Below are 23,419 nucleotides of genomic sequence, written 5' to 3' on the forward strand. Positions count from 1 at the left end.
TATATAAAAATATATTCCTATAAAAAATATAATCCAAGGATACCCTTATGTCCGCTTCACCCGATATTCCCGCAACCTCAGAAGTGTTGCTCAAAAGTGACGCCAGCAAACAGTTTCTGGACACCTTGCTTGGTCAGGGCTGGGATGCCTGGGGCCAGGGGCTGGGCGGTTCGCAGGCGGCGGAACTCATGCTGCAACTGTTCAGCGCCTTCAACATTGTGGCGCTGGCGGTCATTTCCGCGCTGTTTATCTGGGTGCTGGCACTGGCCGTGGCGGGCACGGCCCATGAAGGTACGCCTTTCGGCAAGCGGTATAGCTCGTTGTGGATGCCCCTGCGTTTTGTGGGGGCAATGGGGGCGCTGGCTCCCATATTCAAGGGTTTGAGCTTTTTCCAGGTGGCGATTCTGGCCTGCATCGGCTTTTCCATCAATCTGGGCAATTTTGTCTGGGAGCTGGGCACCAACTACTTTGTGGAGCACGGCGGGCAGATCACCGTGCAGGCTCCCGACCAGAACGTGACGCAGTATTCGGCCATTGCCAACGGCTCGCTGGAATCCCTGACCCTGCAATACTATCTGAACGAGCGCCGGGGTCTCGGCATCTCGCCGGGCGGGGAGTGGAAGTACAGCGGCAACTGGATTCAGTCGGGCGGCGAATACCGCTTCACCTTCAACGGCAACACCGGCAGCATCACGGTGGAGTGCGTGGATGAAGGCGATGCGCTGTGCCGGGGCAAGGTCAATGCCGTGGGCACGGCGGTATCGTCGCTTTCTTCTGTGGCAAGCCAGCTTGCCAATCCCGATACCCCGGCTGACGCCATTGATCCGCTGGCGCTTCACAACGCGGCCAACAATATCAACGCCACCATCCTGTCGTCCCTGCAAAGCTACGCCAAGCAAGGGCAACTCAAAAACAAGCTGCAAGATTTTCAGGATATTTCCAAGCAATACGGCTGGTTCATTGCCGGGTCTTCGTACTGGTCTATCGCCTGGATCAATCAGGAAGTGCGCGAGGCCATGTATTCCGGCATTTCTTATTCGCCGCGTGAATACACTGCCTCCGAACTCTATGCCATGAATTTTGGCTTGCAGGATTACGAGGCTGTGAAGGAGCGGGTGGCCAACTATATCAAGACGGCCTATTCCACGCGGCGCGGCATCTCGGACACAACGGCCTATCCTGCGGTGACGGACGAAAACCGGACGCTGAGTGAAGTCGGCAACTGGATTCGCGCCACGCTCAACAATCTGGTGAGCGCCAACATCCTGCCCATTGCGGTGGAAAAGCTCTCCAGCAATGACCCCATTATGGCTGTATCCAACGTGGGGGATTACCTCATCGGCTCGGCCTGGGGGCTGGCTGCTGCGCTGGGTGGTCTGGACGTGGCCCATGCTATGGGCAAGGCCATTCCCATTATCGGCAAGGCCGTGCCCAATCTGGATAAATACATAGCTTTTGTGCTGTTTTCCGTATTTCTGCCGCTGCTGCTCTATGGCCTTGCGCTGGCCTACTATCTTCCTGCCATTCCCTTTATCCGCTGGATTTCCGCGTTGGCGGGCTGGGTGATCCTCATTGTGGAATCCCTCGTGGCCGCGCCGCTGTGGCTGTGCGCCCATGCTCTGCCCGAAGGCGAAGGAGCAGCCGGGCAGCACGGCAGGCGGGGCTATCTGCTTTTGCTCGGCATCATCATCCGCCCGCCGCTCATGGTGGCCGGGTTCTTCTGCGCCGTCATCCTCATGAACGTGCTGGGGCGGCTTATCGGCGCGAGCTTTGAAATGTTCATCGCCGGAACCTCGCAGAGCAAGGTCATCGGCCTCACCGGCACCATCTCCATGCTCGTGATCCTGGGCATCGTGGTCATCATGACCGCCAACAAGTTCTTTTCGCTGATCCACTACCTGCCGGAGCATGTGACCAACTGGATCGGCCAGCAGTTCCATTCGCTGGGTGAGAAGGAAGACCAGAGCGGGGTCAAGGGCGTGTTTGTGGGTTCCACCAGCGCGGTTTCGTCTGGAGCTGAAGGCGCGAAGGGCCTGCGCAGTACCATTCGAGGCGGCAATGCCGGAACTTCAGGCCGGAATGACAACCTGTCTGAGCACAATTTCAGGAGTTAGGCATGTTTGAGAACGCGAAAGAAGCGTTGCGGGCGCGGATTGCACCCACAAGCTCCCATTTGGCGGCGTTGCGCGGCGACCTGCGAAAGCGGCTGCAACATTTCAAGGCTCACCGGGAAGCGGCGGAACAGAGCGCCCTGGAACACGACTTTGCACAGGTGCTCCGGGCCTGGGGCATTGAAGACGCCGCGCACATTCCTGCTGTACTGCGGGAACTGCGCTTGCGGCTTCTGATCTTCGCCCTGCCGGTGCTGGTTTGCGCCGTTGCCGTGCTGGTCAACAGAAGCAATGCCGCCTGGCTGACCCTGATGCTGATCGCGCTGCCCTGCGGCTTTGGAGTGCTCACAACCTGCTGGCGGCTGTCCGTTCTTTCCCGCTGCCGCTTTCTGTCTTTTACCCGCTGGCTGTACTCACTTGTCGGCCTTGCTCAGAAAGGCGCGTAGGGAGGCTTCAATGACGGCGATTTCCTTCATGTCATTCTGCACGGCAAAGAGCTTCATGGCTTTGGCAAGCTCACGGTCGATGAGAAAATATTTGCCTACGCGGTTTTCTTTGCCTGCGCCTTTGCCCGCTGGGGCGGGCGGGGCTGTGTCTGTCTCGGCTTTGGGCTTTGGTGCTCCGAACACAGTGTCGAGCAAGTCTTCCTGGGGTTCCACCGGGGCCGCTTGCCCCAAACCGCCTTTCTTACGCGCCATAACGGGCCTCCAGTCTGGTTATTACTTCTGCTCCAAGGGCGGCATAGTCCTGCGCCCCATACGACTTGGCATCATAGGCAAATATGCTTTGGCCGTGGCTGGGCGCTTCGGCCAGGGTCACGTTGTCGCGGATGACGCTCTGGGTAAGGTCAGCCGCGTGTTTTTCGGTGAGCACGTCCAGCACGTCACGGCACAGGCGTTTTCTGCGATCAACAAAGGTGGGGACAATGCCGAGCACCGTCAAATTCGGGTTGAGACGGCGGCGTACCCGCTCCAGATCGTCCTGCATGAGAGCAAGCCCTTCCAGCGAGTGGAACTCACACTGCACCGGAATGAGCACGGCGTCTGCCGCCGCATAGGTGTTGATGGCCAGCAAGTCCAAAGACGGCGGGCTGTCGATGATGGCCACGTCGAAAGTGTCTTGCACCGTCTCCAAAGCCTCCTTCAGCAAAAGCTCCTTGCCAATCTCCTGGGCAAAAACCTCCGGCATGGCCGCAAGCTGGCGGCTGGCGGGCGCAAGCAAGACACAGCCCCGGCCATTTTCCACCGGCACGGCTATGTCCTGCCATGCGGCCTTGCCCCTGAGTACATCCAGAACGCTTTTGCCGTCATGGGCCACGCCCCAGGCGCGGGTCAGGTTGGCCTGGGCGTCCATGTCCACGGCCAGCACCTTCTTGCCGTGGCTGGCAAGGGCCGCTGCCAGATTTTGCGCCGTGGTGGTTTTACCCACGCCGCCCTTTTTGTTGGCGATGACAATGCTGCGCATAGGTTCTCCTTGGTGATGCAGTCCAGAGAATCTATAGCATTATATAAAAATATTTTCAATGCGCAGAATAGAAATATATAAAAATATATTTCTATAACCATAACCATATAAGGAGTTTACCCATGCTGCGACGATGCGCGTTTATCCTTTGCTGCCTTGCTGTTGCAGGCTGTGCGGGCAAGAAGCCCGTGCAAGACCCCACAAGCCCGGCTGACTTTGTGGCCGTCACGCTGGGCGATGCCGCCCAGACCGCCCACGGCGAACTGGCCATGCTGGCAAAGCTGCGGGGACAGGGCTTGCAGCCCTTGCTGCCGCCCGCTGATCCGAGCCTCAGTCAGCCGGTGTCCGTCTCATGGACTGGCCCTGCCGAAGGCGCACTCAAGGAAATCTGTCTGCAACTCGGCTACCGCTTTCAGGAAACGGGGAAGCCCTCGGCGCAGGTGCTGACTGTGGTGGTGCGCGGCCTGAATCGCCCGGCCCATGTGCTGCTGGAAGACATTGCCTGGCAGGTGCAGCCGCAAGCCATATTGCAGGTTGATCCCATTGGCCGGGTCATCACCCTGGCCCGCACTGTCAGCACCGGGGGGCAGTCATGAATCATATTGAGAACGAGACTCCGAAATTTATTCCTTCTTTGGCAGAACCCCCTCGCATTGTGCAGGAGATTGAACCTCCCCTGCACACAACCAGCTATATCAAGGGGTATCAGGACGGTTTTGCGGCATCTGACAATTCCAGTGCCACCGTATTTCTGTCCGGCTGCGGCATGCTGGCTTTGCTCCTGACCTGTGTTGTGCTGATTCGCTACGCTTCGCGTTTGGCGAATACGCTTTTGCAGAACGGCAGCACTGCCGAACACGGGTCAGGGGCCAAGCGCCTTTTATCGACGCTGCTTCCCTTGTTGCTCTGCGTAAGCATGGCGGGTTGCGCCGCCAAAACGGATATGCAGGAACCGTTGCCCCCTGTGCCCCTGCCGCCACAGTCTGCCTTGGCCGCTGCGCCTGCTCCCGAACAGCCCGAAGGTCAGACCCTCACTGTACATTTGCCTGCCGACACATCGGGCAGTCCGCGCCAGGGCGAGCCGGAGGAACTGGCCACGCTGCTGGAAATGAAGGGTACGTCAGAGAAGGAAAGCGCCGTCAGTCTCATGCGGCCAACGGCCATCAGGGAAGCTGCCCAGCTCGTCACGTTTCAGACGGCGATGACGTACCGCTACAAGCAGCTTGTGGCAGCCACGGAACAGCACAGTTCCATCATGGATACCGCCTTCAACTTCGGCCCGCTGCTCATGACGCAGGGGGATGCCCTGATTCTGCCGCCCGTGCTCACGCGGGCCGGGGCTTCCATGCGCATTGAATCCGGCGAGACTGCCACCACGGCGCAAACCTCGTATGAGCTGCTTGCGCCTGCCCGCTATGTATCCACCGTGCCCACCTGGCGCGAATTCCTCATGACGGACGGTTTTCCTGAGCCGGAAAAGCCCAATCCGGCAGTGATGCCTAAGAACGACAAGGAGCGGCTTATTTGGCGGGCCGCTGTACGCGAAGCCTGGGCGCAGGGCGTCACCGAAGCGGATCAGCTTTTCACCGACAACGTGTCCCGCATGGTGCGGCAGTATCGCGGCGTCATGCTCTACCACCTGCTGACAGCACAGCACCTGTTGAGCCGCGTCAACACTGCCTCAGCAGACGTGGGCATGAAGACCACGGACAGCGGCAACAAGCTGCACATAGGCCAGAAGGTCTACCGCATCACCGCGCCTTCGGCTTTCCTTCCTGCAACTCCCGCCACCAGGAAGTGACCCTTGTCAAACGCCATTGAAATGTACCCGCGTGAACCGCGCATTCGCTGGGAGACGGACAATCTCAACGACATGCTGCTCTGGGCAACCGGCTGCGGCATGTCGGACATACAGCTTTGTTCCAGTCAGCCCGTGTGGGTGCGTAAGGACGGGGTGTGGCAGCGCATCACCGAGCGGCCCATCACCACGGACGAACTGCTGGCCGGGTTGGAACGGCTCACGCGCAACAATTCCGTGGCGGCCTTCATCAAGTCCAGCCAGGACGATTACGACTTCGCCCATCAGATTGAGGAAACACGCGGGGTGCGCCGCCGTTTTCGCGGCAATGCGGGCGCGGTGGCGGACGGCTATTCCACCGGCGTCAAAATCGTTTTCCGCACCATTCCTTCCATGCCGCCCCGGCTGGAAGATTTGGGCGTTGAACAAAGCATTCTGGATCATGCCACCCCGGAAAACGGCCTTGTGCTGGTCACGGGCGTCATGGGGTCGGGCAAGACCACGCTGCTTGCCGCCATTTTGCGGCACATCATCGAAAAAGGAGGCCGCAACGTGGCTACCTATGAAGCCCCTATTGAGTTTGACCTGTTGAGCATTCCCAATCAGGGCGGGCCTGTCTCGCAGAGCACCATTCCTGAGCATTTGCAGTCTTTTATCCGTGCCGTGCGCAACTCCACCCGTACCGCGCCCAATGTGGTGCTCATCGGCGAGAGCCGTGACGCGGAAACTCTGCGCGGCATGATCGAGAGCGCGGAAACCGGCGTTGCCGCCTATTCCACGGTGCATACCCGTTCCGTGCCGGAAACGCTTTCGCGCATCATCAATGTTTTCCCGGTGGAGGAACGGTTGCAAGTTTCGGTGACGCTGCTCTCCAGCCTGCGGCTGGTGGTCAATCAGCGGCTTGTGCCCATGCTCGCCGGCAAAGGGCGTGTTGCCCTGCGCGAGTTTTTGGTCTTCACCCCGGAAATTCGGGAAGAACTTCTGGATACCCCGCCTGAACGGCTCATTCAGACCTGCGAAGCCCTGCTCACCAAATACGGCCAGAGGATGCAGGACGCGGCCCGGCTCGCCCATGCTGCCGGGAAGATTTCCAAGGAACACTATCTGGCGATCATGGCGGAACGCCAACACAAAACAGATGAAAATTCAAAGGAGGTTTCGTGATGGGACAGAGAGCGAATGTGGTTTCCTTGTCTGGCGGAAAAGACAGCACAGCCATGCTGATCATGATGCTTGAACGCGATGACCCCATAGCGGACATCGTATTTTTCGATACAGGATGGGAATTTCCACAGATGTATGAGCATCTGGAATGCCTGGAACGCTACATCGGACGAAAAATTACGCGGCTCAGACCAAGGCTTCCAGTCAGCGTTGTCACGGACAAAACGCCGTTAGACTGGATGTTCTCCGAGTATCCGGTGGTCAAGAGAGGAACGCGCCAGCCGCATATGATAGGGCGTGGCTGGCCCGCGCCAATGCGCCGCTGGTGTACGGGACGCAAGCAGGAGTCTTTGCGGGCGCATTTATTGGCGCTCACGCACAGACAGGATTTTTCCCTCCCCCTGCAACAATGTGTCGGCTTTGCCGCCGACGAAATGCACCGCCTGGATGGCCCCACCAAAAAGGACGGCACCTATTATGTGCAGCGGTATCCGCTGATGGAATGGGGCATCACGGAAGCTGACGCCCTCGCGTTTTGCCAAGGGTATGGTTTTGACTGGTTTGGTCTGTACAACCATTTCAGCCGTGTCAGTTGTTTTTGCTGTCCTCTGCAATCCCTTGATGATCTGCGGACTCTCCGCTGCTTTTATCCCGAACTCTGGCAACGAATGCTGCATATGGACGCCTGGCTCCAAGGCAACGACAAGGGGCGGCGGTATAATCACGCTCCATCCGTAGCCGCCCTGGATGTGCGGTTTGCCGCTGAAGAGGCGGCGGGAGCCTACGCACATTCCGACAACGCCAAGATACAGAAAGAGGTTACGTGTCATGGCCAGTGAAGTTCTCTGGCGGGACACCGCCCTTACTCCCAAAATCTTCATTCTGGATGCCCGTGCGGTTTTCCCCATCGCCCTGTGGCTTTTCCATTGGGCCTGGTGGACGGCCTGCGTTGCTGGCATCGCCATTGTCATTCTGTACCTTGTGCAGCGCACGGGCATGACGCCGCTGGCCTGCGCCCGCGCTCTGCGCGTGGCTTTCATGGGCAGGCGGCGGGAGACCCGCCAGAATGAAGTGCAATGGCGGCAACGCTGCCGCTGGTAATGTCATAGCAGTATATTTTGCTATGCAATATATAAAAATATTTTTCTATGGAGGTTTGCATGACTACCGAAAAACGCAACAGCTACGGCCTTTTTGACGCGCCGGTACGCAATCAGGAGAAGGAGCACATCACGCTTTCCCTTGCCGACATCGAACGGCAGTTGGACGCCGGAGCCTTTGCCATGAGCCGGAATGAGGCTATAGCGGCGGGATTTCTCAACCCGCATGAAGAGCCGGATACCGTCATCGTTTCTGTGCAGGAGGCCGTATGAGCCAGGAACAGCCTTTGGAAAAGAAAAACCGCTTTCAGATCAGCCGTGAGGTGCAGGAAGACTTTGTCAACTCTGTGGCCGAAAGCATGCTGGCCCTGGCTGAAACGGCGGGCGAGTGGCAAAAGCCCTGGACGTCAGATCAGCCGGTAGGAATGCCCTTTTGCACCACCACGGGCCGTCCATACGGCGGGGCCAACATGGTCAAGCTTATGCTGACCAATATTGTCAAAGGATATGGCGATGATCGCTGGATGACGTTCAAGCAATTTCAGCAAATTCAGGCCGAACACCCTGCACGGGATATGAAGGTGAAAAAGGGAACCAAGGGCGTCAAGCTCCTGCGCCCCGAAGAAATTGCCTTCATCGTGGGTGAAGACGGCAAGTGGCAGTACCTTTCGGAACAACAGATCAAGGAGTTCGCCGCCAAAAAGGAGCAGGGGCAGGAAGTTCCTGATGTGCAGCGTCTGACGTTGTTCTATCCGTTCACAGTTTTCAATGCGGCCCAAATTGAGGGTTTTCCGCCCAAAGAGCAGCAAACCCACGCCATGACCACCATCGAGCGCAATGACTTTGTGGAGCGCTTCATCGCCTGCACGGGCATTCCGGTGGAACATCACGGGGGCACTGCCTTCTACGAGCCTGGCAGCGATGTGGTGAAGATGCCTTTCCCTGAACGGTTCACCGTGCCTGAAGAGTATTACGCCACCAAGCTGCATGAAACCTATCATGCCACCGGCCATGCCAAACGCGAAAACCGCAAGGAAAAGCAGCCATATGACATTAAAAATATGGCTTTTGAAGAAATGCGGGCGGAAATGTTTTCCATGCTGGCCGGAGCAAAACTCAATCTGCCCATGCCCCAAAGCAACTCTGCCGCCTACATCAGCCATTGGAACCAGAGATTTTCCGGCGGCGATTCCAAAGCTGTATTCCATGCGGCAGCGGAAGCGGCCAAGGTGCTGACCATCATGCACCAGTTTGAAATGGGGGAACAGCCCAAGGCGGCATGGTTCCCGTCCAGCGAAACCTGGCCCGCCCTGATCGAAGAGCAGGCCCAGCGCGATGCCGTTACCGGGGCGCATATGGCCGCACCCGCACAAGCTGTTGCTGCCAGAAGTACCAACGATCCCCGGCCCGCGCCGCTTTCTTTTGAAAAATCGGCAGAGGCTTTTCAGGCGGCGGATGATCCCGTCTCCAAGGCCCGCATCATTCTTCAGAATCCCGAATTTCTTGAAATGGCGCTCAAGCAGGATGCCGAAACCGCACGGTCGCTGGCGTCCTTGTGTGATTCCTTTGCCCAGACTTTGAGCATGGAACTCGATGAAAAGAACAGGATGGGGGCCGCGCCCTCGCTGCCTGCAACCGGAACGAACGCGCCCGTGGCGCGTATGAGGATGTAAGTATGAATCTGCTCATTTTGGAATCTCCCGGCAAGGTCAAGAAGGTGCAATCCATTCTGGGGTCTGACTGGAAGGTGGCCGCTTCTGTGGGCCATGTGCGTGATCTGCCGGAACGCGAGCTGGGCATTGCCCTGCCGGACTTCACCCCTACCTATATCCCCACAGAGCGGGGGAAAGACGTGCTTAAACGGCTGGCAGCTCTGGTCAAGGATGCCAGTGCCGTCTATCTGGCCACCGACCCCGACCGCGAAGGCGAGGCCATTGCCTGGCACGTTGCCGAAGCCCTGCGCCTGAAAAATCCCAAGCGCGTCACCTATAGCGAAATCACGGCCTCTGCCATTCAAGCGGCACTGAAGGCACCACGCTCTCTGGACATGGCTCTGGTGAAGGCACAGGAGGCCCGGCGCGTTCTCGACCGCTTCTGCGGCTACCTTGTCAGCGGGCCGCTTTCCCGTGCCGCTGGCACAAGGCTTTCCGCAGGCCGGGTGCAAAGCCCGGCGGTGCGGTTGGTGGTGGAGCGTGAGCGGGCTATCAGCAACTTTGTGTCCGTCACTCACTACGGAGCCGAACTGACTCTGGAAGGCGGCTGGCAGGCCACCTGGATTACCAAGCCCTGGCTGCAAGACGGGCAGGAATATCTGCTGGACAAGGTGTTGGCCGAAAAAGCCGCCGCCCTCCGGGCCTTTGTGGTGCTGGATTGTAAGGAAAGCGAGAGCCGCACGGCCCCGCCCGCGCCCTTCACCACGTCCAGCTTGCAGCAGGCGGCTTCCAATGCCCTCAAGTTCACACCCAAACAGACCATGCAACTGGCGCAGAAGATTTATGAAGGCGGTCACTGCACATACATGCGCACGGATTCGCCCAATCTCTCGGCAGAAGCCGTGTCGGAGATTCGCGCCTTCTGCGAAAGCCAGGGTTGGCCTCTGGTGGACAAGCCCCGCACCTGGAAATCCAAGGAAGGCGCTCAGGAAGCGCACGAAGCTGTGCGCCCGACCCACATTGAAGTTGAAGAGGCCGGGGATACCCCGGACGAACAGGCTCTGTACCGGCTCATCCGTATGCGTACCCTTGCTTCGCAACTGGCCGATGCCGTGTATGACGTGCGCACACTTCATCTTGCGGCGGCATTGGACGGTAAGGAAGCCGTCTTTGAGGCCAAAGGGCGCGTTTTGCGTGAATCCGGCTGGAAGGCGCTCACGGCCACAGACTCGGCTACTCAAGATGAAGAAGCGGAAGGCGACACGCCGGACAATCCCGTGCCCATGCTGGCCGAAGGCGCAAGCCTCACTGCTGCTGGCGGCAAGGTTCTGACCAAAAAAACCAAACCGCCCACGCGCTTTTCTGAAGCCAGTCTGGTGCGGGAGCTGGAAAACCGGGGCATCGGGCGTCCGGCCACCTTCGCTGCCATTGTGGATACCATCATGCAGCGGGAATATGTGCGGGTGGAAAAGCGTTTCCTCGTGCCCACGCCTGTGGGGGAACAGGTGGTGGATTTGCTCACCGGGGCGTTCTCCTTTCTGGATTACGAGTTCACCAGGGGTATGGAAGACAATCTTGACGCCATTGCCGGGGGCAAAGCGGCCTACCGGGAGGTGATGAACAAGGCTCATGCCCAGCTTGTGAGCGAGGTGACGACCTTCACGGCAAAATACCCTGGACAGGAGCGCAAAGCCCCGGAAGCCACGGAATTTGTCTGTGATACCTGCGGTAAGCCGCTCGTCCATATGAAGGGACAGCGCCGCGACGGTTCCGGCGAATATGATTTCTTCTCCTGCTCCGACCGCTCCTGCAACGCCAGCTATCCCAATGTGGACGGCAAGCCCGGCGAGGCCCGCAAAAAGCCCGAAGCCACCAAATTCAAATGCACCTGCGGCAAACCCTTGGTGCGCCGTGAAAGTGCCAAAGGCCCATTCTTCGGCTGCTCCGGCTATCCCGGCTGCAAGAAGCTCTTTCAGGTGGGCGAAGACGGCAGGCCCATTATTGACGCCAAAAAAGGAGGCAAGAAATGAAAGCCCTGCTCTTGGCGTTCATGCTCATGTTCGTGGCGGCTCCGTGCTTTGCCTCGCCCTGCGACGATACCCAGGGCGCGGCATCCAAGGCTATCAAGGAACGCAATGCCCGTGTGAAGGAAAACCACAATACCACCATGCCCGACCCGGAGGAGGATCGGGGGCCGCTCGCGGGCTGCCTGGGCAGCATTGCCAGCATCGGGGATGCCTTTTCCCTCGGCGTGACCATTCCCAGCATGGACTCCATCATCAACGGCATGTGCCGTCAGGTGGATTCCATGATCCAGAACAAGATGGATGAAGTGTTGAGCGAGGCTCGTTCCACCATCAACGGCATCGGCCAGAACAACCCCTTTCAGGTCTCCGGCAGCGGCAGTGATGTGGCGGGTTCGCTCATCCGCAAGCTGAAATGATAGCGAGTTATAAACATATGTCTCATAGAAAAATATATTTATATATCGCTATAACGCTCTGCCTCCCGCCCGCTGCGGCTCTGGCGGCTGGTCGGGACAGGATCGCGCTGCCAGAGACACGCCCCCTCTCGTGGGAATGTGTGACGGATGCCGCACAGGCGTACAATCTGCCTCTGGCCGCGCTGGTGGGCATTTTGGCGACCGAAGGCGGCAAGACCGGCGAAGCCCTCAGCAACACCAACGGCACCTGGGACATGGGAGCCTTTCAGGTGAATACCTGCCACGTCAAGGAACTCGTGCGGGCTGGATTTTTGCCTGAAGCGGTGCTGCGCGATGGCTGCACCAATGCCTATGCAGCGGCCTGGGTGTTGCGCAAAGAGTATGACCGAACGCGAAATATATGGGATGCCGTGGGCGCGTACCACTCGCGCACCCCGCATTTGCGTGACGCCTATCTGGGCCGGGTCAGAAAGCATCTGGCCCGGCTGGAACGCGCAGGTTTGGACGGCCTGCTGGCAAAGGCAGGGGGTGCCCGATGAAAAATCAGCATGAAGACAGCGGCAACACCATGTTTCTGCTGATTTGCCTGATGGTGGGTGTCCTGCTGCTGGTGCCCGCCTGGTACGCCAAAAAAGCAGGCATCATCAACGGCTCTTTGCTGGAACTGGCCAAAGCGCAGCTTCTAGCCTTCACGCCGTTTTCGGACGAAGCCCTCACAGCCTGGGGCCGCATTGCCGAGGCCGACCCCGCCGCGCTCACCTGGGATCAGGTCATGAATGTGGTGCGGTACAGCGGCAAATGGATACGCTGGCCCTACGCCCTGGTGCTGGTAGCCCTGGGCATAGCCTGCATCTTCATGAGCAGAACGGGGGGGCTGATCCGCCGCCTGAACATGGACAGCCTGCTCCGAAACAACGCGGAATCCTTCCCCTGTCTGCGGCCCATTGTGGGGCGCGGCAAAACATTGCTCTCGCCGGAATCCTACGACAGCGGCCCCTGGCGCATTGCCCGCAGTCCTGTGCAGTTCGCCCTGGAACACGGGCTGCTGCTGAACAAGGATGGTCAACCCTTCACGCCGGAACAGGCTCTGCGGCGTGGCCTCGCCCATGTTGATCTTCCGGCCTATGGCCATGCGCATTTGGATGAAGCAAAGGCCGCTGACGTACTGCGGGTGCAGCTTGGCAAACGCTTTGCCGGGTTCAAAGCCATGAGCGCGGAACGCAAAACCCTGGCCGCTGCCTTTCTGGCCTACGGCGTTGGCGACAAGCAGGCTTGCCTGCACCTGCTGGATGCCGTGTCGGCCTCGTATACGGAAAAGGACGGCCCGGCCTGCCTCGTGCTGGAAAAGCCCGCATTCCAAAAGGATGTGCGCAATGCATGGAATTTCCACAAAAAACGGCTGGGTGATCCGCTTTTGAAGCGTCACACCGCCTTCGAGCTGCCCTGGTTCATGGCCGCGCTGACCCTGGCCCGCCGCAAGGGGGTGCTGGCTTCGTCGCAATTCCTCTGGGTGCGGCCTGTGGATCGCCCGCTCTGGTACGCCCTGAACCAGTGCGGCGGGCGGGCGGCCTGGGCAGAAGGCTTTGCCGCCTGGGCGCATTACGCGGCTGAGGAAAAGATGGGCAAGACGCTGCGGGAGCCGCGTCTTACCCATGCTGTGGGCCGTCTGCGGGACACATTGGCCGCACAGGGCTGGTTGACCGATGTTCCCCTCCTGTTTGAGTCCTCCGGCCTCAATCTGGACACGAATGTGACCTTTGCTCCGGCGGAAGCGGTTCAGGAAGACTATGACGCCAATGAAGACCCGTCTTTAAAAGATGAGTTATAACAGGATAGTATCATGAGTGATCGCAAAATACGCGGACTGGAAGACCGGGAGTCACAGGAACGAAAAGCCCTGCTGCGGGATGTGCGCTCGCCCGTGCAACAAATCGCGGACGCGCTCAAGAACGGCACGGTGCAGACCAGCGGCACGTTCGGGGCGGGGGTGTGTCTGGTCTTTTTCCCCGTGGCTGCCACGCCGCTCTTTATCTTGGGGCTGTTCTTCTTCCTGCTGCGCTGCGCCTGCGTCAGCGGTGAGCGCCTTCCCTTCCGAATGCCCTTGGGCCTTTCCGGCACGGACAAGGGCGACCCCTTGCCCGGCAGGCGGGGCTACGCCAGGCCGGAGGGGCTGTTCTTTCTGGGCAACCGGATGCAGGACGGCAAGGAACTGTGGCTGAAGGCCAAGGATATTCTGACCCACATGCTGCTTTTCGGCACCACTGGCTCCGGCAAGACGGAAACGCTGGTTTCGCTGGCCTACAATTCCCTCGCCACCGGCAGCGGGCTTTTCTACATCGACCCCAAGGCATCGCCCAAGCTGGCCGTGCAGATTTGGCAGATGGCGCGTTTTTTGGGGCGCGACGACGATTTCCGGGTGCTCAACTACGGCACAAGCGGCAAGGTGAAGGGCAAAAGCCCGCGTCGCCTCTCCAATACCAACAATCCCTTTACCTTCGGCAGCGCCGAAGCCCTCACCCAGTTGCTGGTGTCGCTGATGCCCGCGTCCGATGGGGCCAACAGCATCTTTGCCGACAAGGCGCAGGCGCTGATTTCCGGCGTCATGTATGCCCTGGTGGACTTACGGGACAAGGGTTTTCTCAAACTCTCCACCTCGGTGATCCGTGACGCCCTTGCTCTGGAAAAATGTGTGGAGCTGGCCCTGCACCCGGAGTTGGACGCGGAATCCAGCGCATCCATCAAGGCGGCTCTGGGCACCTCCGGCTGGATAGCAGGGCGTGAACTGAAGGATCAGCCGCCGTCCTTCGCGGAGCAGTTCGGCTATGCGCAATCCTACTTTGGCAAGGCTTTGTCCAGCCTGACGGATACCTACAGCCACATCTACGGTGCGGAAGACGGCGAGGTGGATTTCGCGGACGCCATAATGCAGCGGCGCATCCTTGTGGTGCTCCTGCCTTCTCTGGAAAAAGCCCCTGCGGAACTGGCGAGTCTCGGCAAGATCAGTCTGTCGGCCATTCGCAATGCCTGCGCCGTGGGCCTTGGCGCTCAGATTGAAGGCGATGCCGCCGACACCCTGGAAGCCCTGCCCACAGACGCCGTAGGCATTGGGCCGTACCTGTGCATTGTGGATGAATACGCGGCCATCGTGACGCCGGGCTTTGAGGTGGTGCTGACCCAAGGCCGGGGCTTGGGCATTGCGGCCATTGTGGCCAGTCAGGATTACGCGGGCATTTTCAAGGCCGATGAAAAGGGCGCACAGCAAATGGTGGCCAACACAAGTATTAAGGCGTTCATGAAGATGCAAGACGCCGAAAAAACATGGGAACTCATACGCGGCCAGGCTGGGCAAAGCACGGTGGTGCGCTCGTCCGGCTTCGCGGTCAACGACAAGTCCGGTTCCACCTACGCCGACACCATGAACACCACGGTGGAAAAAGAAGATCGCGTGGATTTACGCGACCTTCAGGAACAAATCGAGGGCGAAGCCCATTTCATCTTTTCCGGCCAGATTGTCCGGGGCGATATGTTCTTCGCCAATCCTTCACTCAAAAAGGCACAGCTTCGTGTGCCCCAACTTATCCAATTAGGACAGGAGGTTTCTTATGCAGAAGCAGCGTAACTCTATGGTAGTGATTCTGACAGCCGCTTTATTCGTATTGGCAAATTTTCCCGCCCTCGCCGGAACCCCCATGTCAGACCGGGTGGCTGCAGCTGCCAAGGTTCGGGCTGAGGTCAGCAAAGACCTGGCTGTTCCCTATAATCCCGGCGAAGCCCTGGCTGACCGGCAGTGCCTTGACGGGCGGCCTGTGAAAGACTTCCAGGGCGATCTGGTGGAATATTGGGTCAACCTCGAATGTTCTTACTGCGGCATTCGTGAACCGCTGCAAGCCCAGCGGGCCGCGCCGGATATGTGCATTGTGGTGCGGCATATTCCGACCGACCAGTACGGTGAATCCCTCAAAAAAGCCTTGAGCTACGAAGCCCTGAAAAAATTCTCCGTCAATGCGGCCAATCTGTTCTGGGACAAGGTGCTGCCCCAAACCTCGCTGGGTATTCCCACTCCCTATGAAGCCTCTCTGCTGCTGGCCTTTCAGGAAGCGGCCATTCCTGCTGAAGCCTTTGGCGAAGTTTTGAGCAAGGACGCTGCCGGCATCATCAATGAAGACATCCTGGCCGGGCTTGGGCGCATTACGTCCACGCCCACCTACATTCTGGCGGGCATCCGCTTTCCGTCCTGCGACTTCACGGCAGTGCAACTGCGCGAGGCGCTTGGCATCGCCAAAAAGGCCCGTGAAGGGGACAAAACGGCGCTGGAAGAGGTCATCAGCATCATCACCAAGGGTCAACTCAACGAAAAAATGCTTTGACCGGAGGGGGTGCCCGTTTTTTTCGCTTGCTTTTTTCTTGGTAAGGAATACAAGGAAAACAAGGAACACAAAAACGGAGCACCTCATGAAAATGTACATGGCCACCATGACCTCCAAGGGGCAGATCACCGTCCCTGTGGAGGTTCGCAAAAAGCTCAAACTGGAACAGGGCGACAAGGTTGTCTTTATAGAAGATGATCAGGGCGTCCACATACTGAACGCCGCAGCATTAACCTTTAAATATGAAGGGGAGGCCGTGGCCGACAAAGGGTGAGGACTCATGGCCCGGTCACGCAAACAGACCTACGACCCCCGGCAGCTTTCGTTCAATTTTGACGTAACGGCTGACCAGATAGAACAACTTCGGCGCGAGAAAGCTCAGGCCGACAAAAAGGAGGAGCATCATGCTCGACAGACAAACAGCCCCGCTGGAAATCGCCCGCACAGTGCTGCGCCCGGAAACCATCCGCGAAGTGCGCCAGGGCGGATTTCCCAACTCAGCTTATTTGATTCTGGATCGCTGGGCGCTGAACCAGCCGGACGAGTTGCGCCGTCTGGAAGCGATTCACACGCTGGACTTGCTGGTGACGCTGGATCAGCAATGCACGAGGGAAGCGAACGTGCTGAACTCGGATTCGGCCTGGGAGGCGAGCCGCCAAGGGATGAGCGATTGGGAGATTTTGCAGAACGCCGGGGTGGATACGAGCCTGAGAATTACCACATAGGCTCGGACGACCGGCTTGGCCACGGCGGTGCGAAAACCAAGTTTGCCGACAACATTGCCGCCATCCGCCTGCTCAAGGATTTGCAGGAGCGCAAGGTGGAGGTTGCCGGGCCGGACGATAAGAAAATTCTGGTGCGCTATGTGGGCTGGGGCGGTCTGCCTCAAGCCTTTGACCAGCGCAATGAAAAGTGGGCTGCGGAGTATCAGGAATTGCAAAACCTGCTTGCGCCCGACGAATACGCCAAGGCCCGCCGCTCCACCCAGGACGCGCACTTCACCTCCGAAACCGTCATCAATGGCATTTATCAGGGCCTAAACACTCTGGGCTTGAGAGAGGGCGGGCCGCTGCGGGTTCTGGAACCTTCGGCAGGCATCGGCAACTTCATGGGCCTCATGCCAGAAGGCTATGACAGCAAGTTTGTGGCTGTGGAGCTTGACCCGACCACAGCGGCCATTTCCCGCTATCTCTACCCCAAGACCCGCCACATCAATAACGGCTTTCAGAATGTGGAGCTTCAGCGGGCCAATTTCGATCTGGTTGTGGGCAACCCGCCCTTTGGCAAGCAGACCCTCTACGATCCCAACTTTCCAGAACTGCGCAATTTCTCCATCCACAACTACTTTCTGGCAAAATCCCTGAACCTGCTGCGCCCCGGCGGCATCGGGGCTTTTGTGGTCAGCCGCTTCTTTATGGATGCGGTTGATCCCGCTGCCCGTGAGCATATTGCAGAATATGCTGATCTCCTGGGGGCTGTGCGCCTGCCGGAAACCGCCTTTCGCCAGAATGCCCTTACGGACGTAACCACCGACATCCTCTTTTTCCGTAAACATGACGGCCCGCGCCTCCGCAGCACGGACTGGACGCAGACCGCCACCACCGAGGCGGAAGACACAAAGGAAGGCGGCACCCGGCCTGCGGTCATCAACAAGTATTTTGCCGAACTGCCCGGCCAGATCATCGGCAACATGGTCTATTCTGGAGGCATGTTTCAGGACGCGCTCAACTGCGTGGCCTCGCCGGACATTGACCTGAGCGCGGAAATTTCCAAGCGGCTGGCCGTGCTCCCGCCCATGCAATATACGCCACGCACGGAAAGGGCGGAAGAGGTGGACAGCGCCAAGCGCAATGAAGCCTTCATCGCCTCCGCCTACTTCCAGTCCCTGAAAATGGGCGCGCTCTGCGTGGAACCGCAGAGCCGCAAAATCGTCTTCAAGACTGCCGGGGGCTTTGGCGATGCCTCTTACGATGAGGTTCCGGTCAAGAGCGATACCGCCCGGCAGCGCCTCGCCGCCATGATCCAGATACGCGACAGCCTGCGTGAGCTGCTCAACGCCGAAAAGACCGACGCGGAAGAGTCCCGCATCGAAGCCGCACGGCGGCAGCTCAACGTGCAGTACGATGCCTTCACGCGGCGGCACGGGCATCTCAACTCCCAGACCAACCGTTCCCTCATGCGCGAAGACCCGGAGCATTCGCTGCTGGAATCGCTGGAACTGGAATACGACAAGGGCTTGTCCAAAGACCTGGCCAAACGGCAAGGCCGTTCCCCCCGGCCCGCGTCAGCGCGGAAGGCGGCTATTTTCCGGCAACGTGTGCTCAAGCCCACCCAAGCTGCGGAACGGGCCGAAAGTGCCAAGGACGCCCTGGTCATCACGCTGCGTGAATCGGGCAAGGTGGACTTTGCCCGCATGGATCAGTTGCTGCACCGGCCTGCCGCGTCCATCCAGAAGGAATTGCAGGACGAGGGCTTGATTTTTCGCAATCCGGCCAGCGCGGAATGGGAGATCAGCGACAAATACCTCACCGGCAACGTGCGGGAGAAGTTGCGCACGGCACAGGCTGCCGCGCAGGAAGACCCGCAGTACCGGCCCAACGTGGAAGCCCTCGCAGCGGCCATGCCCCCTGACATTGAGGCCGTGGACATCGGCATTAAGTTCGGCTCCACCTGGGTGCCCGGCGAGGTGCTTGCCGACTTCATTGAAGAGCGCATTCACGGGGGCCGGGGCCACCAGACCATCAACTATGTGCCCATCCTGGGCCGCTGGGAAGCCAAGGTCAGCGTCTATGACCATGCGGCCAACACGGAAGTGTGGGGCATTCCCGAATATCCGGCCTCCAAGATTCTGGAATCTCTGCTCACCAATCGGCCCATCAAGGTGGAGAAGGAAAGCGGCCAGTACGACGACAACGACCGCCCCATCATGGTGGTGGATCAGGAACTCACAGCCGCCGCCATGCAGAAGGCCGACGAGGTGCGCCAGACTTTTCTGGATTGGGTATGGGCGGATGATGAGCGCCGCACCATGCTGGCCTCGCTGTACAACGAACGCTTCAACACCCATGTGCCGCCGCGCTATGACGGTTCGCACGTTCAACTCGTGGGCGCGTCTTCAGATGTGACCTTGCGGCCGCATCAGAAGGATGTGGTCTGGCGCTCCATTCAGGAGGGCACGTCGCTTTTTGACCATGTGGTCGGCGCGGGCAAGACTATGGCCTGCATAGCCACGATTATGGAATCGAAGCGCATGGGCTTTCTCAACAAGCCGATGGTGGTGGTGCCCAACCACCTGCTGTACCAGTGGCGCGACGAGTTTTACCGCCTCTATCCGGGGGCCAACATTCTGGTGGCCGACAAAAACGACTTCACCAAGCAGAACCGCGAACGGCTCTTCAGCCGCGTGGCCACCGGCGATTGGGACGCCGTTGTGGTGGCGCATTCCAGCTTCAAAAAGATCGACATGCCCCGCGACATGCAGGAAGAAATCCTGCAAGAGCAGATTGACGCGGTGATTACGGCCATTTCCGAGACCAAGGAAAACGACGGGGGCCGGGCCACCATCAAGCAGCTTGAAAAACAGCGCGAGAAGATGGAAACCCGCTATGAAAAGCTCATGGCCGGAACCGGGGCCAAGGATCGCTCGGTGGACTTTGCCGACCTGGGCGTGGACGCGCTCTTTGTGGACGAGAGCCACGAGTTCAAGAATCTGAGCTATACCACCACCATGAATGTGTCCGGCCTTGGCAATATCACGGGTTCAGCAAAAGCTTTGGATATGTTTATTAAGTGCCGTTACCTGCAAAAAAAGCACGAGGGCCGGGGCGTGTACTTCATGACCGGGACGCCGATCAGCAATACCATTGCCGAAGTCTACACCCTGCAACGCTATTTGCAGTTTGAGGAGCTGAAAAACAAGAATATTGAGTATTTTGACGCCTGGGCTTCTACCTTCGGGCAGATCACCAACGGTTGGGAGCTGGACGCCACGGGGGTGAATTACAAGCTCAAAAGCCGCTTCGCCAGCTTCCAGAACGTGCCGGAGCTGCTTTCCATGTACCGCTCCTTTGCGGACGTGGTGACGAAAGGTGATCTGGACGAACAGGCTGCCAAGGCCGGGCTGCGACCGCTCACGCCTCCGGTGGAGGGCGGCAAGCCCTTCAACCATGTGGTGGAGCGTTCCACGGGTCAGGCTGCGTACATGGAAGAGATCATCGAGCGCATGGAGCATTTGCCCAAAGACCCGCGCATCGACAATCCGCTCAAAATCACCAATGACGCCCGCAAGGCCGGGCTGGATTATCGCCTCATTGACCCGGAGGCCGGAGACTATGACGGCTCCAAAAGCAACGCCGCAGTGGAGCGTATTTTTCAGATTTGGCAGGACACGGCGGCGGACAAAGGGACGCAGCTCGTGTTCTGCGACCTGTCCACGCCCAAGGGCGGCTCGGCAGCTCCTGCGCCCGTCCCCGGGTTGGAGTTTGTGGAAGAGGACTTTGCCGCGCAGTCAGACGTGGAGCCAGGCGCGGGGGCAGGCACGGATTCCGGTATGGAGGCAAACGTGGAACCGGGCATGGAGCCAGGTATGGAGGATGACCGGGCAGGCGCAGATGCTAGCGAAGACGCGGTGGAGCCAGGCGACGATGATGGCGCGGACAGCTCCGTAGCAGCGGACATGGACGCCTGCGTGGCCGCTGGCTCGCGTTTCTCCGTTTACGATGACATGCGGCAAAAGCTTATGGAGCGCGGCATTCCTGCTGACGAGATCGCCTTCATCCACGATGCCAATACCGACATCCGCAAGGGCAAGCTCTTTTCCGACATGCAGGCCGGGCGGGTGCGTATTTTGCTCGGCTCCACGGCCAAAATGGGCGCGGGCATGAACGTGCAAAAACGCCTTGTTGCCGCGCATCACCTGGACGCGCCCTGGAGGCCAAGCGATTTGGAACAGCGCAACGGGCGCATCATCCGCCAGGGCAACATGCTCTATGAGCGTGACCCGGACAAATTTGCCGTAGGCGTCTATTATTACGCCACAAAACAGACTTATGACGCGCGCATGTGGCAGACCATAGAGCACAAGGCCGCTGCCATCGAGCAATTCCGCAAGGGCGATCTGCTCCAGCGTGTCATTGATGATGTGCAGTCCGAAGCCGCCAACGCGGCGGATATGAAGGCTGCGGCCTCCGGCAATCCGCTCATTCTCATGCAGGTGAAGCTGGCCAGCGACCTGCGCAAGCTGGAAGCCCTGTATTCACAGCATCAGCGGTCGCAACACCGGCTGCGGGATAGACTGAAGTGGCTTGGCGCTGCCGAAGAGCGCCTTGCCAAGGCACAGGCGGACTATGCCGCCAACTGCGGCCTGCGTGACGGCAACACCCGCACCTTCACCGAAAAGGGCAAAGAGCGCATCCGGCTGGAATGGCTTAAAGACGGCAAGCTGCTGACGGAAAAGCACAGTGAGCAGATCCAAAATATCCTGCGTGAAGGGGTGAAGGAGATCACGCGGGAATCACGGGCCAAGCCCACCTTGGGCAAGTACCGGGGCTTTGAGGTGTCCATGCTGCGCAGTTCGCAAGCGCCGGGCGGTGACGGCTTCCGCCTGGCTCTCAAGGGCATGGGTGAGCAAGAGTTCCAGCCGGACAATCTGATCTATGGCTTTGAGGAGAAATTCAGCTTATCCGGCATGTTTCAACGGCTGGATAACTTCCTTGAGAAGGGTCTGGAGCAAGCCTTTCAGACCTACCAGACCAATGTGCGCCTGGAAATGGCGGAACTGGATACCGTCAAGGCTGCTCTGGGGCACGAATTCCCGCAACAGGGCGAACTGGCTCTGGTGCGGGAAAATCACAGTGCTGTCATGCGTGAGCTGAAGCGTATGCAGGACGAGCCGGGCTATGTGAGCGAGCGGGAGCCGAAGATTGCCCTCAGTGAAAGCCAAGTAAACGTTACCCTCGAAGTAAGTACCCTCAAAATGGAGACGGCTAAGAGAAATATTGCACAAAAAATGTAAATACCATGTGTTCTGTGGGATGATTTATATTTAGATTAAAAGATATCTAATTGTTTTGTGTATACTAGATATCCTTCAAATTTATTTTTTTTAGATAAATTTTTCCTTTTCGACACCCTTTTTTGGGTTATGTTGTCTATTTCGCTACCATCTTTATCGGTAAACTTAGTAATTATGCACCGTCTATCTTTCGGGTTTGTTACAAGTGCTCCGTGCTCAAGTTCAATAAAAGTATTTTTATCAAAAATCCTTTTACAAACACGCCCCATATATATGCACTCTTCAATATGCGTACATGTATCAATGAGTTTTTCACATACAGAGCATTTTCCACCACTAATTTTTAGTCCACAAGATTGATAAATTGGCATTTTACGAAAAATTACATCTTCAATAGATTGAATATGCTGCTTGTACTCAAGCAATCTGTTGATTATTATATCGTTAGATGAAAATATGCTCATCTTGAAGGCTTGTATAGCATACTTATAATAGTCTTGCATGTCTATAAGATATATCCATGCTGCATGATGCTGTTCATTTTTAATATTAAGGCACATCTCAAAATGTGATATTTTTGAATTAAATGCACACTGATAATATAAAAATAAATTTGCAATCCCTTCTTCTTGTTTAATTATTACTTGCTCTTTATATTTTTTTATATCCTGTAAGTTCTTTGCTAATATGCTTTTTTGTTCAAGTTGAATTTGCTTGTCTGTTATCAGAGGCGTGGCAGACTCAGCCTGTTCAAGCAGCTGATCAAGTTTAATGATAACATCTTCACAAGAGATGCTGTTTCTCATTTCTTAATTGCCTCTATTATCTTTTCAATTTCAGTAAGTCCAGACACAGGTCCATTATATTCAATTTTTTTCGTGCATCTTTTATCTTGAATGACAACTTCTAATTTTGCAGTAGGTTCAGTTTGTGACACTCTATCCCCAAATAAAACATTACTCAGGTAATTTGATATTATATTCAGAGTCACACTTACTATTACAGGGTTTTGATGAATTGCATCCATAGAAAAAAATATAATAGGGCCAAGCCATTCTATAGAACGTCTATCTTCTAGAATGACATCAGAAATACAACCTTCGGCAAGCTCGACTCTAATCGAATTTTCGCGTAACAACTTCACAATGGTTGAAGCTGACTCTGGGTAAACAGCTTTTCCATGAACTTTGTTTTCTTGGGATGTATGCCACGGTAGGATAAGTAATTCTGTGGAAGCCGTGTGAATAGCCTCCGATAGTGTGTAATCTTCGACTGTTATACTCATATTTATCCTTTATTCTGGGTAT

22 protein-coding genes are annotated in these 23,419 nt (G+C 57.5%); 18 read left to right on the forward strand and 4 right to left on the reverse strand.

The window, feature by feature from the left end:
- The first annotated feature begins 47 nt into the window (after positions 1-47).
- Together ACZ5DH_RS15045 and ACZ5DH_RS15050 are read left to right on the forward strand one after the other, a co-directional pair.
- Positions 48-2,114 (forward strand): DotA/TraY family protein, encoded by a 2,067-nt coding sequence (locus tag ACZ5DH_RS15045; protein ID WP_464255047.1) that lies wholly within the window; start codon positions 48-50, stop codon positions 2,112-2,114.
- A 2-nt stretch (positions 2,115-2,116) separates the two neighbouring features.
- The gene (locus ACZ5DH_RS15050; protein ID WP_464255048.1) at positions 2,117-2,557 is read left to right on the forward strand and encodes a hypothetical protein; all 441 of its coding nucleotides are present in this window, start codon (positions 2,117-2,119) and stop codon (positions 2,555-2,557) included.
- Here ACZ5DH_RS15050 and ACZ5DH_RS15055 read toward each other — a convergent pair.
- Both ACZ5DH_RS15055 and ACZ5DH_RS15060 read right to left on the reverse strand, forming a co-directional pair.
- The gene (locus ACZ5DH_RS15055; protein ID WP_464255049.1) at positions 2,525-2,809 is read right to left on the reverse strand and encodes a hypothetical protein; all 285 of its coding nucleotides are present in this window, start codon (positions 2,807-2,809) and stop codon (positions 2,525-2,527) included. The genes ACZ5DH_RS15050 and ACZ5DH_RS15055 overlap by 33 nt on opposite strands.
- Positions 2,799-3,575, reverse strand: coding sequence for a ParA family protein (locus ACZ5DH_RS15060; RefSeq protein WP_464255050.1), 777 nt, complete (start codon positions 3,573-3,575; stop codon positions 2,799-2,801). The genes ACZ5DH_RS15055 and ACZ5DH_RS15060 overlap by 11 nt, the downstream gene beginning before the upstream one ends.
- 122 nt (positions 3,576-3,697) lie before the next feature.
- Between ACZ5DH_RS15060 and ACZ5DH_RS15065 the strand changes: the two genes are divergently transcribed.
- The 16 genes from ACZ5DH_RS15065 to ACZ5DH_RS15140 all read left to right on the forward strand — a co-directional run bounded on the left by ACZ5DH_RS15065 (position 3,698) and on the right by ACZ5DH_RS15140 (position 22,112).
- Entirely contained in the window at positions 3,698-4,171 is a 474-nt protein-coding gene (locus ACZ5DH_RS15065) for a DotD/TraH family lipoprotein (protein WP_464255051.1), read from the forward strand.
- Positions 4,168-5,376 carry a type IV secretory system conjugative DNA transfer family protein gene (locus tag ACZ5DH_RS15070; RefSeq protein WP_464255052.1) on the forward strand — a complete coding sequence of 403 codons (1,209 nt, stop codon included), beginning with the start codon at positions 4,168-4,170 and terminating at the stop codon, positions 5,374-5,376. The genes ACZ5DH_RS15065 and ACZ5DH_RS15070 overlap by 4 nt, the downstream gene beginning before the upstream one ends.
- Positions 5,377-5,379: 3 nt before the next feature.
- Positions 5,380-6,537 (forward strand): type IV pilus twitching motility protein PilT, encoded by a 1,158-nt coding sequence (locus ACZ5DH_RS15075; RefSeq protein ID WP_464255053.1) that lies wholly within the window; start codon positions 5,380-5,382, stop codon positions 6,535-6,537.
- Positions 6,537-7,376 (forward strand): phosphoadenosine phosphosulfate reductase domain-containing protein, encoded by an 840-nt coding sequence (locus tag ACZ5DH_RS15080; protein ID WP_464256572.1) that lies wholly within the window; start codon positions 6,537-6,539, stop codon positions 7,374-7,376. Before ACZ5DH_RS15075 ends, ACZ5DH_RS15080 begins: the two co-directional genes overlap by 1 nt.
- Positions 7,366-7,638 (forward strand): IcmT/TraK family protein, encoded by a 273-nt coding sequence (gene icmT, locus ACZ5DH_RS15085; protein ID WP_464255054.1) that lies wholly within the window; start codon positions 7,366-7,368, stop codon positions 7,636-7,638. The genes ACZ5DH_RS15080 and icmT overlap by 11 nt, the downstream gene beginning before the upstream one ends.
- A gap of 59 nt (positions 7,639-7,697) precedes the next feature.
- Entirely contained in the window at positions 7,698-7,910 is a 213-nt protein-coding gene (locus tag ACZ5DH_RS15090; protein WP_464255055.1) for a hypothetical protein, read from the forward strand.
- Positions 7,907-9,310, forward strand: a complete 1,404-nt coding sequence (locus ACZ5DH_RS15095) for a zincin-like metallopeptidase domain-containing protein (RefSeq protein ID WP_464255056.1) — start codon at positions 7,907-7,909, stop codon at positions 9,308-9,310. The genes ACZ5DH_RS15090 and ACZ5DH_RS15095 overlap by 4 nt, the downstream gene beginning before the upstream one ends.
- 2 nt (positions 9,311-9,312) lie before the next feature.
- A complete protein-coding gene (gene topA, locus ACZ5DH_RS15100; protein WP_464255057.1) occupies positions 9,313-11,319 on the forward strand; it encodes a type I DNA topoisomerase in 2,007 nt (668 codons plus the stop codon).
- A complete protein-coding gene (locus tag ACZ5DH_RS15105; RefSeq protein WP_464255058.1) occupies positions 11,316-11,732 on the forward strand; it encodes a hypothetical protein in 417 nt (138 codons plus the stop codon). The genes topA and ACZ5DH_RS15105 overlap by 4 nt, the downstream gene beginning before the upstream one ends.
- 140 nt (positions 11,733-11,872) lie before the next feature.
- The gene (locus ACZ5DH_RS15110) at positions 11,873-12,271 is read left to right on the forward strand and encodes a lytic transglycosylase domain-containing protein (RefSeq protein ID WP_464255059.1); all 399 of its coding nucleotides are present in this window, start codon (positions 11,873-11,875) and stop codon (positions 12,269-12,271) included.
- Positions 12,268-13,560 (forward strand): secretion/conjugation apparatus DotM-related subunit, encoded by a 1,293-nt coding sequence (locus ACZ5DH_RS15115; protein WP_464255060.1) that lies wholly within the window; start codon positions 12,268-12,270, stop codon positions 13,558-13,560. The genes ACZ5DH_RS15110 and ACZ5DH_RS15115 overlap by 4 nt, the downstream gene beginning before the upstream one ends.
- Before the next feature lie 12 nt (positions 13,561-13,572).
- Positions 13,573-15,351, forward strand: a complete 1,779-nt coding sequence (locus tag ACZ5DH_RS15120; RefSeq protein WP_464255061.1) for a type IV secretory system conjugative DNA transfer family protein — start codon at positions 13,573-13,575, stop codon at positions 15,349-15,351.
- On the forward strand, positions 15,335-16,099 hold the full coding sequence (locus tag ACZ5DH_RS15125) for a DsbA family protein (protein ID WP_464255062.1): 765 nt from the start codon (positions 15,335-15,337) through the stop codon (positions 16,097-16,099). Before ACZ5DH_RS15120 ends, ACZ5DH_RS15125 begins: the two co-directional genes overlap by 17 nt.
- An 85-nt stretch (positions 16,100-16,184) precedes the next feature.
- Complete coding sequence (locus tag ACZ5DH_RS15130; protein WP_464255063.1) at positions 16,185-16,373, forward strand: AbrB/MazE/SpoVT family DNA-binding domain-containing protein; 189 nt, start codon at positions 16,185-16,187, stop codon at positions 16,371-16,373.
- Positions 16,374-16,503: 130 nt separating this feature from the next.
- Positions 16,504-16,824: a hypothetical protein gene (locus ACZ5DH_RS15135; RefSeq protein WP_464255064.1), complete on the forward strand. Its 321-nt coding sequence runs from the start codon at positions 16,504-16,506 to the stop codon at positions 16,822-16,824.
- Positions 16,770-22,112: an SNF2-related protein gene (locus ACZ5DH_RS15140; RefSeq protein WP_464255065.1), complete on the forward strand. Its 5,343-nt coding sequence runs from the start codon at positions 16,770-16,772 to the stop codon at positions 22,110-22,112. Before ACZ5DH_RS15135 ends, ACZ5DH_RS15140 begins: the two co-directional genes overlap by 55 nt.
- Before the next feature lie 35 nt (positions 22,113-22,147).
- Here the strand turns inward: ACZ5DH_RS15140 and ACZ5DH_RS15145 are convergent, their stop codons facing one another.
- Both ACZ5DH_RS15145 and ACZ5DH_RS15150 read right to left on the reverse strand, forming a co-directional pair.
- Positions 22,148-22,918 carry a hypothetical protein gene (locus ACZ5DH_RS15145; RefSeq protein WP_464255066.1) on the reverse strand — a complete coding sequence of 257 codons (771 nt, stop codon included), beginning with the start codon at positions 22,916-22,918 and terminating at the stop codon, positions 22,148-22,150.
- A complete protein-coding gene (locus ACZ5DH_RS15150; RefSeq protein WP_464255067.1) occupies positions 22,915-23,397 on the reverse strand; it encodes a hypothetical protein in 483 nt (160 codons plus the stop codon). Before ACZ5DH_RS15150 ends, ACZ5DH_RS15145 begins: the two co-directional genes overlap by 4 nt.
- Between the last annotated feature and the right edge of the window lie 22 nt (positions 23,398-23,419).

It is taken from the genome of Desulfovibrio simplex (genome assembly GCF_055387835.1).

Excerpts from the sequence above, each read along its gene's own strand:
- ACZ5DH_RS15130 (WP_464255063.1), top strand. The coding sequence starts at position 16,185 with ATGAAAATGTACATGGCCACCATGACCTCCAAGGGGCAGATCACCGTC.
- topA (WP_464255057.1), top strand. The coding sequence starts at position 9,313 with ATGAATCTGCTCATTTTGGAATCTCCCGGCAAGGTCAAGAAGGTGCAA.
- ACZ5DH_RS15050 (WP_464255048.1), top strand. The coding sequence starts at position 2,117 with ATGTTTGAGAACGCGAAAGAAGCGTTGCGGGCGCGGATTGCACCCACA.
- ACZ5DH_RS15095 (WP_464255056.1), top strand. The coding sequence starts at position 7,907 with ATGAGCCAGGAACAGCCTTTGGAAAAGAAAAACCGCTTTCAGATCAGC.
- ACZ5DH_RS15135 (WP_464255064.1), top strand. The coding sequence starts at position 16,504 with ATGCTCGACAGACAAACAGCCCCGCTGGAAATCGCCCGCACAGTGCTG.
- ACZ5DH_RS15105 (WP_464255058.1), top strand. The coding sequence starts at position 11,316 with ATGAAAGCCCTGCTCTTGGCGTTCATGCTCATGTTCGTGGCGGCTCCG.
- ACZ5DH_RS15055 (WP_464255049.1), bottom strand. The coding sequence starts at position 2,809 with ATGGCGCGTAAGAAAGGCGGTTTGGGGCAAGCGGCCCCGGTGGAACCC.
- ACZ5DH_RS15115 (WP_464255060.1), top strand. The coding sequence starts at position 12,268 with ATGAAAAATCAGCATGAAGACAGCGGCAACACCATGTTTCTGCTGATT.
- ACZ5DH_RS15090 (WP_464255055.1), top strand. The coding sequence starts at position 7,698 with ATGACTACCGAAAAACGCAACAGCTACGGCCTTTTTGACGCGCCGGTA.
- icmT (WP_464255054.1), top strand. The coding sequence starts at position 7,366 with ATGGCCAGTGAAGTTCTCTGGCGGGACACCGCCCTTACTCCCAAAATC.
- ACZ5DH_RS15080 (WP_464256572.1), top strand. The coding sequence starts at position 6,537 with ATGGGACAGAGAGCGAATGTGGTTTCCTTGTCTGGCGGAAAAGACAGC.
- ACZ5DH_RS15145 (WP_464255066.1), bottom strand. The coding sequence starts at position 22,918 with ATGAGAAACAGCATCTCTTGTGAAGATGTTATCATTAAACTTGATCAG.
- ACZ5DH_RS15120 (WP_464255061.1), top strand. The coding sequence starts at position 13,573 with ATGAGTGATCGCAAAATACGCGGACTGGAAGACCGGGAGTCACAGGAA.
- ACZ5DH_RS15070 (WP_464255052.1), top strand. The coding sequence starts at position 4,168 with ATGAATCATATTGAGAACGAGACTCCGAAATTTATTCCTTCTTTGGCA.
- ACZ5DH_RS15125 (WP_464255062.1), top strand. The coding sequence starts at position 15,335 with ATGCAGAAGCAGCGTAACTCTATGGTAGTGATTCTGACAGCCGCTTTA.
- ACZ5DH_RS15045 (WP_464255047.1), top strand. The coding sequence starts at position 48 with ATGTCCGCTTCACCCGATATTCCCGCAACCTCAGAAGTGTTGCTCAAA.
- ACZ5DH_RS15150 (WP_464255067.1), bottom strand. The coding sequence starts at position 23,397 with ATGAGTATAACAGTCGAAGATTACACACTATCGGAGGCTATTCACACG.
- ACZ5DH_RS15060 (WP_464255050.1), bottom strand. The coding sequence starts at position 3,575 with ATGCGCAGCATTGTCATCGCCAACAAAAAGGGCGGCGTGGGTAAAACC.
- ACZ5DH_RS15065 (WP_464255051.1), top strand. The coding sequence starts at position 3,698 with ATGCTGCGACGATGCGCGTTTATCCTTTGCTGCCTTGCTGTTGCAGGC.